The sequence below is a fragment of the Cutibacterium porci genome, from assembly GCF_009696315.1.
In the GTDB taxonomy this organism is placed as follows: domain Bacteria; phylum Actinomycetota; class Actinomycetes; order Propionibacteriales; family Propionibacteriaceae; genus Cutibacterium; species Cutibacterium porci.
This window is the reverse complement of record NZ_VUMG01000002.1, coordinates 85,331-100,939: the sequence shown is the minus strand read 5'-3', so window position 1 is coordinate 100,939 and position 15,609 is coordinate 85,331. Positions and strand designations below refer to the sequence as shown.

General features: G+C 63.7%; 26 protein-coding genes. 23 read left to right on the top strand and 3 right to left on the bottom strand.

Going from position 1 to position 15,609, the window contains the following annotated elements; all coding sequences use genetic code 11:
• The first annotated feature begins 26 nt into the window (after positions 1-26).
• A complete protein-coding gene (locus FYJ43_RS04440; protein WP_154562474.1) occupies positions 27-173 on the top strand; it encodes a hypothetical protein in 147 nt (48 codons plus the stop codon).
• A 378-nt stretch (positions 174-551) separates the two neighbouring features.
• Complete coding sequence (locus FYJ43_RS04435) at positions 552-1,145, top strand: hypothetical protein (RefSeq protein ID WP_154562472.1); 594 nt, start codon at positions 552-554, stop codon at positions 1,143-1,145.
• 354 nt (positions 1,146-1,499) lie between these two features.
• On the opposite strand, the gene FYJ43_RS04430 is transcribed toward FYJ43_RS04435, so the two are convergent.
• The 3 genes from FYJ43_RS04430 to FYJ43_RS04420 are packed head-to-tail and all read right to left on the bottom strand — an operon-like array spanning position 1,500 to position 2,645.
• Positions 1,500-1,910, bottom strand: coding sequence for a hypothetical protein (locus tag FYJ43_RS04430; protein ID WP_154562470.1), 411 nt, complete (start codon positions 1,908-1,910; stop codon positions 1,500-1,502).
• A gap of 14 nt (positions 1,911-1,924) precedes the next feature.
• The gene (locus FYJ43_RS04425; protein ID WP_154562468.1) at positions 1,925-2,326 is read right to left on the bottom strand and encodes an ImmA/IrrE family metallo-endopeptidase; all 402 of its coding nucleotides are present in this window, start codon (positions 2,324-2,326) and stop codon (positions 1,925-1,927) included.
• The gene (locus tag FYJ43_RS04420) at positions 2,313-2,645 is read right to left on the bottom strand and encodes a helix-turn-helix domain-containing protein (protein ID WP_195839905.1); all 333 of its coding nucleotides are present in this window, start codon (positions 2,643-2,645) and stop codon (positions 2,313-2,315) included. Before FYJ43_RS04420 ends, FYJ43_RS04425 begins: the two co-directional genes overlap by 14 nt.
• A gap of 82 nt (positions 2,646-2,727) precedes the next feature.
• Between FYJ43_RS04420 and FYJ43_RS04415 the strand changes: the two genes are divergently transcribed.
• The 21 genes from FYJ43_RS04415 to FYJ43_RS04310 all read left to right on the top strand — a co-directional run bounded on the left by FYJ43_RS04415 (position 2,728) and on the right by FYJ43_RS04310 (position 15,568).
• Positions 2,728-2,967, top strand: coding sequence for a helix-turn-helix domain-containing protein (locus FYJ43_RS04415; protein ID WP_195839904.1), 240 nt, complete (start codon positions 2,728-2,730; stop codon positions 2,965-2,967).
• Between the two features lie 308 nt (positions 2,968-3,275).
• Entirely contained in the window at positions 3,276-3,890 is a 615-nt protein-coding gene (locus tag FYJ43_RS04405) for a pentapeptide repeat-containing protein (protein ID WP_195839902.1), read from the top strand.
• Positions 3,891-4,074: 184 nt separating this feature from the next.
• Positions 4,075-5,013, top strand: coding sequence for a YqaJ viral recombinase family nuclease (locus tag FYJ43_RS04400; protein WP_195839901.1), 939 nt, complete (start codon positions 4,075-4,077; stop codon positions 5,011-5,013).
• Positions 5,014-5,024: 11 nt separating this feature from the next.
• On the top strand, positions 5,025-5,834 hold the full coding sequence (locus FYJ43_RS04395; protein ID WP_154562458.1) for a hypothetical protein: 810 nt from the start codon (positions 5,025-5,027) through the stop codon (positions 5,832-5,834).
• Positions 5,831-6,289, top strand: a complete 459-nt coding sequence (locus FYJ43_RS04390) for a hypothetical protein (RefSeq protein ID WP_154562456.1) — start codon at positions 5,831-5,833, stop codon at positions 6,287-6,289. Before FYJ43_RS04395 ends, FYJ43_RS04390 begins: the two co-directional genes overlap by 4 nt.
• Position 6,290: 1 nt before the next feature.
• Entirely contained in the window at positions 6,291-6,755 is a 465-nt protein-coding gene (gene ssb, locus FYJ43_RS04385) for a single-stranded DNA-binding protein (protein ID WP_154562454.1), read from the top strand.
• Between the two features lie 8 nt (positions 6,756-6,763).
• Entirely contained in the window at positions 6,764-6,991 is a 228-nt protein-coding gene (locus FYJ43_RS04380; RefSeq protein ID WP_154562452.1) for a hypothetical protein, read from the top strand.
• Positions 6,988-7,371: a hypothetical protein gene (locus FYJ43_RS04375; RefSeq protein WP_154562450.1), complete on the top strand. Its 384-nt coding sequence runs from the start codon at positions 6,988-6,990 to the stop codon at positions 7,369-7,371. The genes FYJ43_RS04380 and FYJ43_RS04375 overlap by 4 nt, the downstream gene beginning before the upstream one ends.
• On the top strand, positions 7,368-7,733 hold the full coding sequence (locus tag FYJ43_RS04370; protein WP_154562448.1) for a RusA family crossover junction endodeoxyribonuclease: 366 nt from the start codon (positions 7,368-7,370) through the stop codon (positions 7,731-7,733). The genes FYJ43_RS04375 and FYJ43_RS04370 overlap by 4 nt, the downstream gene beginning before the upstream one ends.
• Positions 7,733-8,293 (top strand): type I-E CRISPR-associated protein Cas6/Cse3/CasE, encoded by a 561-nt coding sequence (locus FYJ43_RS04365; protein ID WP_154562446.1) that lies wholly within the window; start codon positions 7,733-7,735, stop codon positions 8,291-8,293. Before FYJ43_RS04370 ends, FYJ43_RS04365 begins: the two co-directional genes overlap by 1 nt.
• Positions 8,286-9,005: a hypothetical protein gene (locus FYJ43_RS04360; RefSeq protein WP_154562444.1), complete on the top strand. Its 720-nt coding sequence runs from the start codon at positions 8,286-8,288 to the stop codon at positions 9,003-9,005. The genes FYJ43_RS04365 and FYJ43_RS04360 overlap by 8 nt, the downstream gene beginning before the upstream one ends.
• Positions 9,002-9,394, top strand: a complete 393-nt coding sequence (locus FYJ43_RS04355; RefSeq protein ID WP_154562442.1) for a hypothetical protein — start codon at positions 9,002-9,004, stop codon at positions 9,392-9,394. Before FYJ43_RS04360 ends, FYJ43_RS04355 begins: the two co-directional genes overlap by 4 nt.
• A 141-nt stretch (positions 9,395-9,535) precedes the next feature.
• Complete coding sequence (locus tag FYJ43_RS04350) at positions 9,536-10,285, top strand: LemA family protein (protein ID WP_154562440.1); 750 nt, start codon at positions 9,536-9,538, stop codon at positions 10,283-10,285.
• Positions 10,282-10,866, top strand: a complete 585-nt coding sequence (locus FYJ43_RS04345) for a hypothetical protein (protein ID WP_154562438.1) — start codon at positions 10,282-10,284, stop codon at positions 10,864-10,866. Before FYJ43_RS04350 ends, FYJ43_RS04345 begins: the two co-directional genes overlap by 4 nt.
• Positions 10,863-11,093, top strand: coding sequence for a hypothetical protein (locus FYJ43_RS04340; protein WP_154562436.1), 231 nt, complete (start codon positions 10,863-10,865; stop codon positions 11,091-11,093). Before FYJ43_RS04345 ends, FYJ43_RS04340 begins: the two co-directional genes overlap by 4 nt.
• A complete protein-coding gene (locus FYJ43_RS04335; RefSeq protein WP_154562434.1) occupies positions 11,069-11,803 on the top strand; it encodes a phosphoadenosine phosphosulfate reductase domain-containing protein in 735 nt (244 codons plus the stop codon). The genes FYJ43_RS04340 and FYJ43_RS04335 overlap by 25 nt, the downstream gene beginning before the upstream one ends.
• A complete protein-coding gene (locus tag FYJ43_RS04330; RefSeq protein WP_154562432.1) occupies positions 11,800-12,750 on the top strand; it encodes a DNA adenine methylase in 951 nt (316 codons plus the stop codon). The genes FYJ43_RS04335 and FYJ43_RS04330 overlap by 4 nt, the downstream gene beginning before the upstream one ends.
• Positions 12,747-13,697, top strand: a complete 951-nt coding sequence (locus FYJ43_RS04325) for a hypothetical protein (protein WP_154562430.1) — start codon at positions 12,747-12,749, stop codon at positions 13,695-13,697. Before FYJ43_RS04330 ends, FYJ43_RS04325 begins: the two co-directional genes overlap by 4 nt.
• Positions 13,698-13,773: 76 nt before the next feature.
• Positions 13,774-14,199 (top strand): hypothetical protein, encoded by a 426-nt coding sequence (locus tag FYJ43_RS04320; RefSeq protein ID WP_154562428.1) that lies wholly within the window; start codon positions 13,774-13,776, stop codon positions 14,197-14,199.
• Between the two features lie 11 nt (positions 14,200-14,210).
• Complete coding sequence (locus tag FYJ43_RS04315) at positions 14,211-14,792, top strand: HGGxSTG domain-containing protein (RefSeq protein WP_154562426.1); 582 nt, start codon at positions 14,211-14,213, stop codon at positions 14,790-14,792.
• The gene (locus FYJ43_RS04310) at positions 14,789-15,568 is read left to right on the top strand and encodes a hypothetical protein (RefSeq protein WP_154562424.1); all 780 of its coding nucleotides are present in this window, start codon (positions 14,789-14,791) and stop codon (positions 15,566-15,568) included. The genes FYJ43_RS04315 and FYJ43_RS04310 overlap by 4 nt, the downstream gene beginning before the upstream one ends.
• Positions 15,569-15,609: the final 41 nt, after the last annotated feature.

Sequence of the window (15,609 nt, the reverse complement as noted above, 5' to 3'; positions counted from 1 at the left end):
TCGCCAACGGCTACATCTCCACCGCAGTGACCACCGACGCCGCCATCACCAACGCCAAGATCACTGCCTTGGATGCGGGCAAGATCACCACCGACTACCTGTCGGCTGCACGGATCACTGCCGGGACGATCACCGCGGACAAGCTCGCCGCCAACGACTCCACGCCGACCTGACCACTTACCGCAGCGCCCTCACGAAGATGGAGTCGGCTGGCGAGTTGACCCCGCCACCTACCACATCCTCTGCCAACACATCGAGATCGCCCCCGAACGACAGACGACCGTCGTGTTCAGAGACGGGACACGGATCGCGGACCAAGGCTGACGGCAGGGCTCCTGGGAAGTAGGCCGTCGCTAATTCAAAGAACCCGACCCTGTACTCGCAGGTGGCTCTGAGAATTGTCAGACCCGCGCGCGAGAATCTTGATCATGCAGAGTCTGACGAAGTTAGACCCGAAGGCGTTGATCGCTGCAGGGTTCGACAAGGCACTCGCAGCGTAGCAGCCAAAGGCCCAGGCGAATGTAGCCCGTCTTCGTCGGGTGCACCCCGATATGACGCCTGCTGAGCTCGTTGCGTACATCAACACGTGGTACCTCGGCACCGTCACTGCCTCTGGCACAGGAGCTGGCGCAGCCGCCGTGGTACCCAACGGCGTTGCCCAAGCCTCGGTTACAGTCGCTGATCTCATCACGTATTTGGAGGCTTCGGTCTACTACATCCTGCGCCTCGCCGAGATCCACGACCTCGATCTCGAAGACTTAGAGCGGCGTCGGCTGCTTGTCACTTCCGTCCTCCTGGGTAGCTCAGCCTCTTCCAAGGTCTTGGACAAGGTCATCGGTCGCACCGCCCCATACTGGGGCAAGAAACTGGTCGATGCGATCCCAATGGAGGCAGTCCGCCAAGCAAACAAGATCCTCCGCCCACGGTTCGTCACCAAGTGGGGCACCAAGACAGGAGTGCTTGTCCTCGGCAAACAAGTCCCCCTCATGATCGGCGCAGCCATCCGCGGCGGAGGCAACCTGTTGTTCGGATCGTTCGTCATCAAAGCTGGCGAGAAAATCCTCGGCCCCGCACCAGCCACATGGCCGCAGCTTGACGAGACCGAGGTCGTCGCCGTCGAGGCCACTGACGCCAGCGATCTTTGATCACAAACACCCGCCCCCAACAGCGTGATGTGCACCTAAGCACGCGATGCCGCCCTAACCAGGGCAACTCTCACGCGCGGGGCCCAAAATGGCACAAGCACATGACAAAATGCCTGCTGGCGCGTGAGTGTATCAACGCCAGCAGGCACTTAGTGGAGATGGCGGGAATCGCCTGCATAATGCCATCTACTAGGCGGTATATCGGTCAGGCTATGGATTGCATCCCCAGCGCAGCTCAGTCAAGACATGTACCTAGCCATCACCGCATCACCGACACGAAGTCGGCCAGCCTGACATGACGGCACGCCACCGCCCGCACCGACGATTAATCCACAAATCCATGACAGTCACAGATCACTCGACTAATGTCGCGTCACCCTTGGCCTGCCCATGAGAATCAACTGTGGCGCTACACGCCCACGCCCGACTCACGCGGCCACCAAGCTGGTTCTCGGCCTCAACAACACCGGTCACGTTCGCCTTCCATACGTCAGTTGACTTCGACTCAGCATTAATGGACACCTTCTCGTGGGAAAACTTCGCCGTGGACGGCGCATTAAGCTGATTCCTCACCGCATCCTCGCACACCGATTTCGAGTCGAGCTCGACATTAAAGTCGCTCAGCTCATAGCCGCGATGCTTATCGCCACCACCACATGAAGCGAAAACGACAATGATTATGACGATGAGCGAAACGGCCGCTAGGCAGCCTGGCCCCTTCCGATCTTTCCCGCTAGCAGCGGGATCGAAGTTCTCGTCGGGCATTGGTATTCCCTTCCCTACGCCGCCGTGTCGCGGCTCATGAGGTTACGCTCACTGTCGGTCAGGTGAGCAAGTCGTGTGTGCAGAATGTCATCGGTGACCCACAGGTCGAGGGCGGCATCCTGTGTTGTGGAATCAGCAAGGGCGTCGGCGACTGCCTCGAGGTCGGGCAGTAGCCACCTCGCCGTGGCCAGCCTCACTCGCTCCTCGCCTGACGCCGACTGGACTCCGAGAAGCCCGAGCCGTATATGTGTCAGCTCGTGCGCTAGGGTGCAGCGACGCTCCCGCTGAGTGAGACCCTCGGCCAGCCAGATAGTGCGACCGTCGGTGGCTCCACGCCACCCGGTGGGCAGTCCGCCCCACACGAGGTCAATGTCGGGGTGTGAGCGCAGCCACGCCCACGGGTTAGGCGGGGTCATCGCCCCACTCAGCTTCCATGCGCTCCCGGTCTGTCGGGGTGCCGGGATTGTCGGCAGCCAGGTCAACCTCGGGAGGTCGAGCTACTTCGGCAGCGGCGTCGAGAAGCTCACCGGAGTCGACGTCGAGCGCCTCACAGATGGCGACGAATGCCTCTATGGCAATCGAACGCGTGCCAGTGAGAGCTCCCACGACAGCCCCCTTGGATAGCCCTGACGACTCCACGAGCGAGTCATATGTCACGCCTCGCCGGGAGCGCTCCGCTGCTAGCGCTGACGCGACGTAGCGCGTCACTGGCCCGGTGAGCTTCTGCCGTCCCATATCCATAGGGTCGCATATATGACTGTGAAGCGCAAGGGGCTGAGTCATTGACATAGTCGTAATTACGACTATGATCGGTGGCATGACCGATACACATAACCCCCGGGGCGCAGCGGCAGCAGAGGTCCGGGCCGCAGTCGCCAAAGCCGGGGTCAGCTACCAGGACCTCGCTCAATGGGTCGGAATCAGCCCGACAGTGCTCGCTCGGAAGCTCAACGGCTCATCTCCGCTCGGCGTCGAAGAGCTCATCTCCATCGCCCGAGTCCTCGATATCAGGCCGTCCGACCTCATCCATGCGGCGACCATCGCGGCGGCGGCATGAAAACCGAGACTGTATATGAGTCCGTTGCCAGCGCGGCCGCGCGCTGCGCCGTGGCACAGCGAACCATCCGGTCAGCTATCGATCGGGGCGACCTTCCGGCATGCCGCCCAGCCGGTGCGGCCATTGTCCGGCTACGCGTCAGCGACGTCGACCGATGGATATCAGGAGAAACCGGCAAACCCAAGACACGTAGCCCCCGAAAGTGAGGAGACTCCCGTGACATCTATTTCCGCTTTTGATGGACGCGGACTCGTCCTCGCCATCGCTATTGCCGCCGTCATCGTCATTACCGCATTACTGGAGGGGAAATGAACCGCGAAGAAGTATTGGACGTTATTGCCAGGGCGCGTAAGGATTATGCCCTAGTCGACCTTCGCGATGCTGACCTGTACGGGGCCAACCTGTACGGGGCTGACCTGCGCGGGGCTGACCTGCGCAGCGCCAACCTGCGCGATGCCAACCTGCGCGGGGCTGACCTATACGGGGCCAACCTGCGCGATGCTGACCTGTACGGGGCCAACCTGTACGGGGCTGACCTGTACGGGGCTGACCTGTACAGCGCCAACCTGCGCAGTGCCAACCTGCGCGATGCCAACCTGCGCGGGGCTGACCTATACGGGGCCAACCTGCGCGATGCTGACCTGTACTGGGCCAGCTGGTGTGGCCTAGCCATCGACGGGCTACACCGCTACCGATGCCTCCTCGTCCCGACACCGGAATGGTGGCTCATCACTATCGGATGCTGGTCGGGGACTGTCGGGGATCTGCGCGAGCTGATCGCTGGCGATGATTGGCCCGAATCTACCGGCGACGAGATCACCCGCCTCCGCCCGCTACTGTCCTCATTCTGTGACATGTGTGACGCCCATATCGCCGCACATCCGGGCGTGATCGACGCGCTATCCGACAGGTGGGCGTCATGAGCACCGTCGACCGGTGGAGTGTGGCCCGTGCCGAGCGTGAATGGCTCGCCCGGCACGAATGGAATAGGCGACCAGGCGGCTCGGATGAGCCTTGCCCTGAGTGTAACGGCTCTGGCGAGGGCAAATGGGGCGGCTGGTGCCACACCTGCGGCGGGGACGGCACGGACCCCCACGGGGGCAGATCATGAGGCGCGCAGGACAGGCAGTAGCTCTCGGCTCATGGCCGGACGGGTCGCCCGAATGGCTGAAGGCTCGCCGAAGCCGCATCGGCGGCTCCGATATCGCCGCGATCGTGGGCCTATCGCCATGGTGCTCACGCTGGGAATTGTGGCACCGCAAGCGCGGCACCATCGACGACACCCCCTCCAGTGCCCTCATGGAGGCAGGCCACTATGTCGAGCTGGCGGCCGCCCACTGGTATGCCGACAATCATCTACCTGACGGCCTGTATCTGCGAAACACCGGCACGTGGGTGCACCAGGAACGGGATTGGCAGCTGGCCAATCCCGACCGGATCATCGTCGACAATCCGCACTCGCTCAAGAACCCGGTCGGGATACTCGAAATCAAATACACACCGAATACCCCTGGCCAGTGGGGCCGCGATGGCACCGATCTCCCGCCCGCACACTATTGGGCACAGGTTCAGTGGTATATGGATGTTTTCGGCGTCGACTGGGCCGATTTCGCCGTGCTCTCTACCTGGGGATTCCGGCGCTTCCATGTCCAGCGGGATGACGAATGGCTGGCCTATGCCCGCGCCGAGGCCGAGATCTTTGTCGACATGCTCGAGCTGGGCATCGAGCCGCCAGACGACGACGAGCTACCGGCGAAGCTATATGCGGTCGAGCGCCTACGCCATCCAGAAATCATTGACGAGCAGGTCACGATCACCGATCCTGACGCGCTGCGCACTATCGGCCAGGCGGCACAGCTGCATGCCTCCGCCAAGGATGCCAGCGACGAAGCCAAAGCCTACGAGGACTCCGCTAAGGCGATCCTCGCCCGCGCCATGGGAGAGAACCGCACCGCAGTAGCCCCGGACGGCACCACGCTGGCCACCCGCCGAGCCCGCAAGGGCCGCGACGGCAAGCCAGGAACCCCCTACATCACCCTCACCTGACAGGAATAATCATGAGCACAGATATTGAGCATGTCGAGCACGCCGCACAACCGCAGGTGGCCTCACTGGGCGAGCAAATGGAGTATGCCAGAGCCTTGGCGGCCTCTACTATTCTTCCGCCCGCATTCCAGCGCCAGCCCGCCAACGTCCTCATTGCCATGGAGGAGGCTCGCACACTGGACGAGTCTCCGTGGACGATTATGCAGGAAATGGCGGTCATTTCTGGGAAGCCCTCTTTTAGCGCAAAGTTTATGCGTACCAGAGTCAGAAAAGCAGGGCACCTATTGCGTGAATCATTCGAGGATGGCGTCGCCCGCTGCGTCATTATCCGAGCCGACGACCCAGAGTTTGAGCATGTCGCCGAATGGGATCGTGCGAAGGCGGAAAAGCATGGGCTGTGGGGGAAAGGGCATTGGGTCAAAAATCCGCAATTGATGCTCTCCAATCGCGCCCTCTCCGAGTGTGTGCGCGAGGCATGCTACGAGGTCATGGGAGGCGTCGGGTACACCCCAGACGAGGTGGCCGACTTCGCCGAGCCGGTGCGCCCAGCCAATGTCACCGTCTCCGAGCACCGCGACGATCGGCCCGACTGGGGAGTCATTCTCAATGCCATGAAGGCCACCGGGGCCACCCAGCAGCAGGTCCTCGACGTAGCCTCGCGCATCCTCGGACGCCAGGTGGCCACCCTGGGTGGCCTCACCCAAGCCGAGCTCGACGCCACCGCCTCAGCCCTCCTCGCGGACCACATCGAGGACGCCAATGACGAGCCTCTCGTCGACGCCGAGGTTGTCGACGAGGCCACCGGCGAGGTGCAGCAATGACGGGTGCCAGAAAGGCGGTCCGCCTCGACCCAGCCCAGGCGAGCCGCGCCCTCGAAGAGTCCATCGAGTGGGAGCGCGGCGGGTGCGCGACCACTACACGGCGTCAAATCTGGGTCCACACCATAGACGGTGACGCCATGTACATTCACGTTCCCCGGGTGGCCTACGCCGCAGCCCACGACTGGACTTCAGCCCCGGGCAAGCTGACGCGCACCTGCGGCAGGCCGCAGTGTGTGGCCCCCAGCCATCTGGAGATCATCGCCCCCAAGGCTGCGGATCGGCCCCCAGCAGACCTCGACCGCATCGCCTACCTGCGCCGTCGCGGCTGGGGCTGGCGACGCATCAGCAAGGACACCGGGTGGAGCGCCGCCGATGTCGCGGCCATACCCCATGTGCGGCGCATCCACGAGCCCCTTAAAAAAGACGCCGCTGAATATATTGAAAGGATTCAATGATATGGCGAATAATACACAAATAACAATTGTTGGAAACCTCACGTCTGACCCGGATATGAGGTTCACTAGCAACGGCACACCGGTGGCTAATTTCACCGTGGCTAGCACGCCAAGCCAATACGATAAGCAGCGTGGCGAATGGGTGAACGGCGAGACCATGTTCCTGGGCTGCTCCGTGTGGGGTCAGGCCGCCGAAAACGTGGCCGAATCCCTCTACAAAGGGACACGCGTCATGGTGCAGGGAAATCTCAAGGCCCGCACATGGCAGGACCGCGGCGGCAACCGCCGCACCTCCTACGAGATCGACGTCAACGAGATTGGCCCATCACTGAGGTTCGCTAGGGTGAGCCAACCGCAGCTCAACGCACCCAGCGGCACAAAGCCTCAGGACTCTGGGCGGCCCAAGCAGCCTCAGCGGGCGGTTGACCCGTGGGGCCAGCAGCAGTCCGATGAAGCACCATTCTGAGGAGCGACATGCTGAAAGACAAAGTGCCACTCTTCGAGTACAGCCCAACCACTATCACCGCCGACCAGGCTGAGGCATGCGAGCAGCTCCTGCACGACCACGAAGCCTCCGACCTGATCGGCATGCTCATCAACCCAGACCAGATCGCCACCGACACACCAGATGATTCCCCAGACAGGCCGCTCCGTCGCAGTCACATCGTCACAGCGTTCTCTAGGGCGAGGAGAGTGGCATGAGAGCTACCTATCATCTTGACTGGCGCGACTGGGTCAGCAATCTCTGCGACGCTATCGATCACGCCCTCGACGATATCGATCAATCCTCGGCCAGAGGAGAAGCCGCATTCCCGATCGAGTACGCCTTCGATTGCTCCCACGCCACGGCCCGTGAAGTCGTCGACCCCAGAACGGACGACCTCGAGAGCACGGTCGTCTATGCCGTCGAAGCGGCCTTGACCCTGCAGGAAATCCTCGACAACGGCCCAGACGACGCAACCTCAAAGGCGCAGGAACGTCACAAGATAGCGTCAGCTATTCCTGCGCTCCTGCGCTACGCACGGGCGCTCCTCGACGAGTACGCCTCCGCCATGGACAGACACGAGGAGCAGGCCCGATGAGCCAGCAGTTCACTGTGCTGGTGCCCGCTGCCGTGTGGATGAGCGCCAACGGGCGCTATCACTGGGCTGACCGTGCCCGCAGGACGCGAGTCTTGCGGGCCATGGCGGCCGCGCAGTGTCGCCGCCACCACATTCACGCCGACGGGCCAGTTCGCGTTGTCGCAGAGATTTCCTACCGCTCTGGGAGGGCCGACCCCGCCAATGCTTATCCGACCGTCAAGGCCCTAATCGATGGCATGACCGACGCCGGAGTGTGGCCCGATGACGACTCACAGCATGTCATCGGCCCAGACATGCGCCGGGCTACCGATCCCTCCCCGAAGGGCTTCCACACCGTCACTATCAGAGTAGAGGGGCAGTGATGCTCACATCAATTGACCTTACTCGCCCCGCCGCCGCTGCGGCGTTGAGGAATGTGCGCTGGCTGCATCATCGCATCGACGGCACGTTCTCAGGCGGACGCATCCTGTGGGCTCAACGCACGCCAATGCACATCCTGGTCAGGCACGACGCCTACCGCCCTAACGCCGACATGTCATGGATCGCATCGGCTGGCGTCATCGCAGAGGGGCACCCCAGTGACGGCGACACGATTCAGCTACATCTTGTCGCCTGCCCATGTGCGAGCGTGCGCACGCCCGGACGGTCTCGCGGAGTGCGCACACCCATCACGGATCATGACGGGCAGATCACGTGGGCGCGTCAGCGCTTCCGCGACATAATCGACTGCGCCGCTGTGGACGCAACACCACTGCGGCCCGTGTTCGGGCACAAGTCCAGCGGCCTTGTCACGATTAGGCGCGTCGACTACACCGTCTCCGGGCGCGTCATCGACGCGGCAGCGCTGGAGCGCATGGTCGCCTCCGGCGTCGGGCCAGGGAAAGCCTACGGCTGCGGAATGGTGATGGTCACCCATGAGTGAGGCCACTAGGCTCGTCTACGATCTAGCGGGATGCCCGCCCATCACCGCCGCATCCACAGCCAAGCACCTGCAGGATCACCCCGGAGTGTGCGCCATCTGCGGCCACGATGAGCCCATTACCGCAGACTTCGACAAGGCCTTGGGGAAGAACTTCTCCGACCGGTCACTGCTCGAAGGCGGCACATCGAGGGTATGCCCGGCATGCCTGTGGTGCTGTTCCGGAAAACCACCGGCAACACTGCGCATGTGGACGATCGTCGCCGCGCCGGGAACGGCGTGCCAAACCCACGAGAAAGCATTCCTCCAAGACACCCCCGGGCTGTCGCTTATCAACCGCGCCAACCCTCAACCCCTCGTCGACATTCTGTCCGACCCGCCTGAGGGTCCTTGGGTGGCATCGGTGGCCCTCTCGGGCCAGAAACACGTCCTGCCATACGCCCGCGTCAACCACGGGCGCACATGGGTGGTGCGCGTCGAAGACACCCAGGTCTCCGCAACCTCGGACGAGTGGGCGACAGTGCGCGACGCGGCCATGGGGCTACGCCGCATGGGGGTGCCCGCCGAAGCTGTGCGAGAGGGCAGGCCAGCATTCATCAAGACATCCGAGCAGCTAGCCGCATGGCGCGGCCTCGACCGGCAGCTGTCCGGATGGCACCGCTCACCACTACTCGACCTGGCCCTGTGGACCGTCACGAAAGGAACCATGCAATGACCACACCAACCCCCGAGGAGCTCGACGCTGTCACCGTCGATCTCATTTTCGCCCTGCGATCCAGTCTCACAGACGTGAGCCTGCTCGACTTCTGGGCGGGCCGTGTCACCACGGCCATCACCACTGCCGCAGCAGGATCAGAGGACGCCGGGCAGGCTATCACGACCGCATTCCGCAAGCTCCAAATCGAGTCACCGTCAATTTATTGTGCCGACGGCCTTAAGCGCATCGGCCGAGCCATCGACGTCGACTATCAGGCGTGGGCCTCCCACGTGAGCCGTCACATCGTCTACATCGTCGCCCTCGCCATGACGGAGCGCGACAAGCACAAAATCATAAAGAAAAGCACTGAGAAAACCACTGCTACGACCGAGGAGATCCCCTTCTGATGACTACCACAATCGCCACCATGCACCCCCAATATCAGTACGTCGCCACTCTCACCTCACCCTTCGCCCACGGCGCAGGATCCTCCGGGGAACACGCGCCTCCTGCGCACCCACGAGGTCATCTCCGACGGCGACACAACCGTGCAGGTGCCCTTCCTGTCCGGGGCATCCATCCGCCACGGCATCCGCTCCGCCCTGGCGTGGCGGATCGCGTCAACATGCTTCGAGCCGGGCACTATGACGAAAACCCAGGTCGACCTGCTGTGGTCTGGAGGGGCCATCTCATCCACCGGGGCACAGGTCGACCTCGACCTACAGCGACGCGTCCGCGACCTTCTCCCGGCCCTATCCGTGCTCGGCTACGCGGCCCACTCCGACATCTACGAGGGGACGGCGCGCGTCTCCGACGCCATCCTCGTGTGCGCCGAGAACGCATTCCGCCTCCCCGAGCAGGTAGCCGGGCAGCGCCCCCGCCGCGCAGGAGCCTACCGGGGCGAAGAGTTCGGCACCCGCCACGACACGGCCTCCACCCAGGCGTCCCGCATGATCGCGCCCCCAGACACCCTCGACGGCGGCACGACCGAGTCGACGCAAATGATCTTCGACACCCAAGTGCTCCTGCCAGGATCCCAGCTGTGGGGAACCATCGGGCTCACCCCAGCCGCCACCGACGAGCAGCAGGTGGCCCTACAGGCGGGCATCGGGCTATGGGCCCCCGAAGGCGTCGCCCACCTGGGTGCCTCGACAAACACCGGCTACGGTGCCGCCACCCTCGACTGGCGCGACAGCATCGCCCAGTCTGTCATCGACGAGTCCGTCGCGTGGCTCGACTTCAGCCTGCGCCACAATGCGGAAGCCATCCGCGACCTCATCATTGAGGTGACACAGTGAGAGTCACAGCACACCTTGACTCTCCGATTGTCGGCGCCGACACATGGCAGACACCCCTCGATGGGCCCCTGTCGTGGGCCTGGGCGGTGCGCGCCCGAGCACGCGGAGAAACAATTCCCCCCGCCCCAACACCGTCAACACCGGCGGCGGACTTCCCCCTCCCTCTCGCCCGCTGGCAGAGGGAGGGGTGGTGGGGCTGGCGCACCTCGAGGGCCCACATCGATGGTCCGGTGCACACCGCCATGGAGATACGCCGCAAGCCCGCCACTGGCCCCATGTCTGTGTGGACATCGGACGCGAAGCATCACAACGGGCTCGGCCCGACGAAGGCCCGCAACGTCATCCGGGCCGCCATCGTCACCTCCACCGTCTGGTGGGATGTCGAGCCCACCGACGTCGACGACCTGGCGGACCTGCTGAGACACGTCACCCACCTCGGGGCGCGCCACAACGCCGGGGCAGGCCACGTCACCCACTGGGCACTAGACGACGTCGACGGCGACTGGACCGACCGGGAGTGGCCGCCCCAAGCGGCCTGCCGGGCACCCTACTGGCACCCCTCGCGCCGGAGTCTCCAGTGATCGACCCTCAGATTATTGATGCCGTGTGGGCGTGGCTTCCGCCGCGCCCCGACCGGCGGCGCACCGTCACCCCCTCCATCGCGGCAGCGCAGCTGGGGCTCACCCCCGCACAGGTGACGGCAGCACTCGCCACTCTCAGACGCCAAGGCCGCATCGCATACTCCCGGCGCGGACAACCCTACAAATCGATAGGAGATGCGGAATGCTCATCGACTCACCGCGACTAACCGACGCCGACAGGAAGGCGTGGACCCGCCTGGAGCGCTACGATCGCGCCCTGGCAGCCGACCCCAGGTGGACGTCCCGTGAGGACCGTGCCCACAAAACCATCCGGGAATTCGCCGAGGCGGGGCAATGCTACGCGTCGACGTCATGGGGTAAAGACTCCACTGTTGTCGCCCATCTCGTCGCCACCAGCGGCGTCAGGCTTCCCCTGGTGTATGTGCGTATGAGACGGTGGGAAAATCCCGACTGCCTCACCGTGCGGGACGCTTTTCTTGGCGAGTACGGCGACCGCGTCGACTACCACGAATACTGGGTAGATGGCGGGCCCCGCTGGTGGGACAATATTGAATTCAGCGACCGTAAAGGCCAGCACACTCGCGGGCAATTCACAGGACCGGAAAAAGAATTCGGCTCGCGACATATCACCGGTGTACGTGCTGAGGAATCACGTATGCGCGACATGGTGATAGCCAGGTGGGGTGAGGCTGGCCCGGGTGCCTGTCGTCCCATCGGGCGATGGACAGCGGTCGACGTGTTCGCGTATCTGTGCCGCCATGATCTGCCAGTGCATCCCGCCTACGCCATGAGCTGCGGCGGCCACTACGACCGCCGCTGGCTGCGCGTCTCCCCTATCGGTGGCATCACCCAAGCCCACCGAGGCCGCGCCGATTGGGAGCGCACCTACTACCCCGACATTGTGGAGGAGCCATGAGCGCGCTGAGAGCGCCGTTCCCGTACTTCGGCGGCAAGCGTCTCGCCGCCCAGATCATCTGGGAGCGCTTCGGCGATCCTGGCGGCTATGTTGAGCCCTTCTGCGGGTCGGCTGCGGTCCTGCTAAACCGCCCAGCCTTCAAGGGAAGGCGCGTGGAGACCATCAACGACCGCGACGGCTGGGTCGCGAATGTGTGGCGGGCCATCAAGGCTGACCCTGCTGGTGTCGCCGCCGAGTGCGCCGGGCCACTGTCTGAGGTGGACATTCACGCCCGCATGGCGTGGCTGAACGAGCGCCGCGACGGGTTCGTTGCGTGGCTGGAAGGCGACCCGGAGCACTACGACGCCAAGGCTGCCGCGTGGTGGCTGACAGTAGCCTCCGGGTCGATCGGCCACCCAAGCGAACCGGGGCCGTGGATCACACGCGGCGGATCATTGGTGTCAGTCCCTGCCAGCAGCGGAGTCAAAAGGTGTTTCCCAGCGCTCGGCAGCGATAGAGGCGTGTACGCCAACGGGCGCGACGTTGCCGCCGGCATGGCGGCCCTCGCCGACAGGCTGTCGCACGTTCGCATCACCTGCGGCGGCTGGAACATGGTGGTGACACCGGCCGCGCTGTGCGCCAGAAACGGCGGAGACGGGTCTATCGCCGTCCTACTGGACCCACCGTACGAGGTCGGCTACGACATCTACGGCAGCGACGGTGTCGGCCTGTCGGCGGCAGCCCGCGACTGGTGTCTGCGAGCACCAGCAGACATGAGGATCGCCCTGTGCGGCTATGACAGCGAGCACGACGAGCTGCTTGCCCACGGGTGGACGAAGGTCTTCGGAAAGGCTGGCAGTTCTGGCTACGGGGCTGGCAGAGCGAGCGACCGCGAGCGCATCTGGTTTTCCCCGGCGTGCCTCAAACCAGCAACCCAGGATTCATTGTTCGGAGATGAGGCGGCATGAGCTGGTTCAAAGTTGACGATACTTTCCCGCTCAATCCGAAGGTGCTGGCCTGCCCTCTCGAAGCGCTCGGCTTGTGGGTCACGGCAGGCGCATGGTGCGCCCAGCAGCTCACCGACGGATACGTTCCAAAGGCAGTGCTCCCCATGCTGCGAAGCAACGAAGCAAATGCTTCGATTTTGCTTCAAGCAGGTCTGTGGGAACGCGTCGAAGGGGGGTACCAATTCCATGATTGGAACGAGTATCAACCCTCCTCGTCAGCAGTCCGTGAGAGGCGGAAGCAAACGAGCGCCAAGCGGTCCGAGGCGGGGCGTAAAGGTGGCATGAAATCCGGTGTGACTAGGAGAAATAAGGCAAGCGAAGCACGAAGCAAACGCGAAGCAAACGGTGAAGCAAATGCTTCGATTTTGCTTCAAGCAAACGCGAAGCAAACGTCGAAGCAAAACGAAGCCCCGTCCCGTCCCGACCTATATATAACCCCCTCACTACGTTCGGGGGTACAGGGGGGTGACGACTCCGACGAACCCCACCTGCCCGATGTCGTCGCTGACGCGCCGACCGCCCCCGAGACGGTCGCGGCGAACACCGCAGCCAAGGGCACCCGGCTGCCCGACGGCTGGGGCCCATCGCGCACCCCGGCGAACCTCGCCGTCGAGGACGGGCACTCCCCCGAATGGCTGACCGGCCAGCTCGACCGCTTCCGCGACTACTGGGCTGGCGTTGCTGGTCAGCGCGGACGCAAGCGCGACTGGGACGCCACCTGGCGTAACTGGCTCCGGCGCTCCGCTGAGACGCCATCGCGCCCTCAGGGGAGACCTGCCACCGGCCTCACCGACGACGAATGGCAGGACGCCTACAGCCGCGCTGCCGCCCGGGATGCCGCATCAGTAGACGACGCAAGCCGCAGCAATGCCCGTCAGAGCCTCCCTATGCTGCCTAGGAGCGCCTAACAGGTCGGGGGCTAGGTATTTGTACCCCCGGCGAGTGTTAGGCCCTCAGATCGCCACACAGACACGAAAGGTCGCCATGAACCACGTCGAGACCGTCCAGCTCGTCCGCATCATCCAGGCCATCTGCCCCGCCCAAAAAATCGACAAATACACACCAGATGCCTGGCAGCCCATCCTCGCCGACACCACCTACGCCGACGCCACAGCCGCCCTGGCCGCCATCGCTCGCAGCCACGACACCGGGCCACTCTTTGTCGACCCCCGACAAATCCTCAACCAGGTCAGAAAAACAAAAGCCGACACCTACGCCAGAACCCAGCCACAAACCCCGCCACCACAAGACCCCAAAAAATACCTAACATGGGCACGCAACAAAGGCCGCGAAATACCAGACAACAATGACGCCATGCCAGCCATAAAAACCGATATACTTTCACCAGAGAAATCGCGAAAATACCGGGCACAGATACGCGCAATACTCGCACGGTCACCCCAAGCATGAGAGGAGGAGCCATGACAAAACACCACAACCCCACACGAAACAACACAAACGGGCAACCCCATGCCACCATATGCGGCGCCAAAACCCGCACCGGCAAACCCTGCCAACAACACCCCATCAAGGGCGGGACACGCTGCCGCATGCACGGCGGAGCCTCCAAGGCGGCACGCCGCACAGCCGCAGCAAACGTGCTCGAAGCCAAAGTCCGCGGGGAACTCACCCGCATCAACATCCAACCCGTCACCAACCCAGCCCAACAACTCGCCCGCATCGTCGGAGAACAAATAGCCTTCCTCGACCTTGCCCGCGCCAAACTCGCCGAAGTCACCGACACATGGACCCACACCAACCCCGTCACCGGGGCAGACGAAGTGCGGGCCACCGTCACCGTCTACGAGCGCGCCATCGGCCGCACTACCAACGCCCTCGACCGCATGTGCAGACTCGGAATCCAAGACCGCATCGCCCACTCCCAAGAACTCACCGCAGCAGCCAACGTCACAGCCCTACTCGCCATGATCGACCGCGCCCGCGCAGACCACACCATCGACGGACGCCAACTCATACTCGACGCCCTCCAGGAGGACCAGTGACCGCACCCCTCGCATGGTTACCCTCCACCGACCCGCTCAGCCGCATCCAAAACATGCCCGCCCTCGTCGCCGAACTGCACCACCTCGGCACCACCCGCAACCCCGACGGCGAATCCACACACACCCGCCACGTCCCAGGATCACGCCCACCCCTAGACCTGTCACGCCTCGACATCCTGCCATCCCCGGGATGGGAGCCACCCCTGCTACGCACCCTCGCAGAGGAGGCATCCAGGGTCATCTGGGAGGCCATCGACGACGACACACGCGCCACACACCCCCAACCGTGCGGCCTAACCTGGACCGCCGAATGCGCCTGGCTAGCAGCCGTGTGGGCCGACTCGCGGGCCTGGCTCGACGAGGCCGACATGGCCATGGTCGACGACACCATTAGTGTCACCTATGCCCGCCTAGCCCGCGCCGTAGGACTCAAGCCACCCAACGCCATCACCTGCCCCGCATGCGGGGCACCCTGCGAAATCGACGGCCCCGTCCTCGCCTGCACCGCAACCCGCTGGCAACCCGAAAGCCAACGCCACGAGTACCCCGGCCCCGCCGCCCTCGAAAAACGATGGCGGCTAGCCCCACCCATGACCGCAGCCGAACTCGCCGCAGAACTCCCCGTCCAACGCAAACGCCTCAACCAATGGCACCGGCGCGGCAAAATCAAACCAGCCCCACACACCACGCCGCCACGGTTCTACCCATGGGATGTCATAGCCCAACTCTGGCCAGACATCACCGCAGCCATCGAAGACAAAGACAAAGCCGCGTAAAGTATGGTATGGTGACAGTCAGCGGGGCTAGTGCGCCCAAA

What these genes read in the sequence shown, in the direction of transcription:
- FYJ43_RS04435 (WP_154562472.1), top strand. Translation starts at nt 552, where the DNA reads ATGACGCCTGCTGAGCTCGTTGCGTACATCAACACGTGGTACCTCGGC.
- FYJ43_RS04430 (WP_154562470.1), bottom strand. Translation starts at nt 1,910, where the DNA reads ATGCCCGACGAGAACTTCGATCCCGCTGCTAGCGGGAAAGATCGGAAG.
- FYJ43_RS04425 (WP_154562468.1), bottom strand. Translation starts at nt 2,326, where the DNA reads ATGACCCCGCCTAACCCGTGGGCGTGGCTGCGCTCACACCCCGACATT.
- FYJ43_RS04420 (WP_195839905.1), bottom strand. Translation starts at nt 2,645, where the DNA reads ATGGGACGGCAGAAGCTCACCGGGCCAGTGACGCGCTACGTCGCGTCA.
- FYJ43_RS04415 (WP_195839904.1), top strand. Translation starts at nt 2,728, where the DNA reads ATGACCGATACACATAACCCCCGGGGCGCAGCGGCAGCAGAGGTCCGG.
- FYJ43_RS04405 (WP_195839902.1), top strand. Translation starts at nt 3,276, where the DNA reads ATGAACCGCGAAGAAGTATTGGACGTTATTGCCAGGGCGCGTAAGGAT.
- FYJ43_RS04400 (WP_195839901.1), top strand. Translation starts at nt 4,075, where the DNA reads ATGAGGCGCGCAGGACAGGCAGTAGCTCTCGGCTCATGGCCGGACGGG.
- FYJ43_RS04395 (WP_154562458.1), top strand. Translation starts at nt 5,025, where the DNA reads ATGAGCACAGATATTGAGCATGTCGAGCACGCCGCACAACCGCAGGTG.
- FYJ43_RS04390 (WP_154562456.1), top strand. Translation starts at nt 5,831, where the DNA reads ATGACGGGTGCCAGAAAGGCGGTCCGCCTCGACCCAGCCCAGGCGAGC.
- ssb (WP_154562454.1), top strand. Translation starts at nt 6,291, where the DNA reads ATGGCGAATAATACACAAATAACAATTGTTGGAAACCTCACGTCTGAC.
- FYJ43_RS04380 (WP_154562452.1), top strand. Translation starts at nt 6,764, where the DNA reads ATGCTGAAAGACAAAGTGCCACTCTTCGAGTACAGCCCAACCACTATC.
- FYJ43_RS04375 (WP_154562450.1), top strand. Translation starts at nt 6,988, where the DNA reads ATGAGAGCTACCTATCATCTTGACTGGCGCGACTGGGTCAGCAATCTC.
- FYJ43_RS04370 (WP_154562448.1), top strand. Translation starts at nt 7,368, where the DNA reads ATGAGCCAGCAGTTCACTGTGCTGGTGCCCGCTGCCGTGTGGATGAGC.
- FYJ43_RS04365 (WP_154562446.1), top strand. Translation starts at nt 7,733, where the DNA reads ATGCTCACATCAATTGACCTTACTCGCCCCGCCGCCGCTGCGGCGTTG.
- FYJ43_RS04360 (WP_154562444.1), top strand. Translation starts at nt 8,286, where the DNA reads ATGAGTGAGGCCACTAGGCTCGTCTACGATCTAGCGGGATGCCCGCCC.
- FYJ43_RS04355 (WP_154562442.1), top strand. Translation starts at nt 9,002, where the DNA reads ATGACCACACCAACCCCCGAGGAGCTCGACGCTGTCACCGTCGATCTC.
- FYJ43_RS04335 (WP_154562434.1), top strand. Translation starts at nt 11,069, where the DNA reads ATGCTCATCGACTCACCGCGACTAACCGACGCCGACAGGAAGGCGTGG.
- FYJ43_RS04330 (WP_154562432.1), top strand. Translation starts at nt 11,800, where the DNA reads ATGAGCGCGCTGAGAGCGCCGTTCCCGTACTTCGGCGGCAAGCGTCTC.
- FYJ43_RS04325 (WP_154562430.1), top strand. Translation starts at nt 12,747, where the DNA reads ATGAGCTGGTTCAAAGTTGACGATACTTTCCCGCTCAATCCGAAGGTG.
- FYJ43_RS04320 (WP_154562428.1), top strand. Translation starts at nt 13,774, where the DNA reads ATGAACCACGTCGAGACCGTCCAGCTCGTCCGCATCATCCAGGCCATC.
- FYJ43_RS04315 (WP_154562426.1), top strand. Translation starts at nt 14,211, where the DNA reads ATGACAAAACACCACAACCCCACACGAAACAACACAAACGGGCAACCC.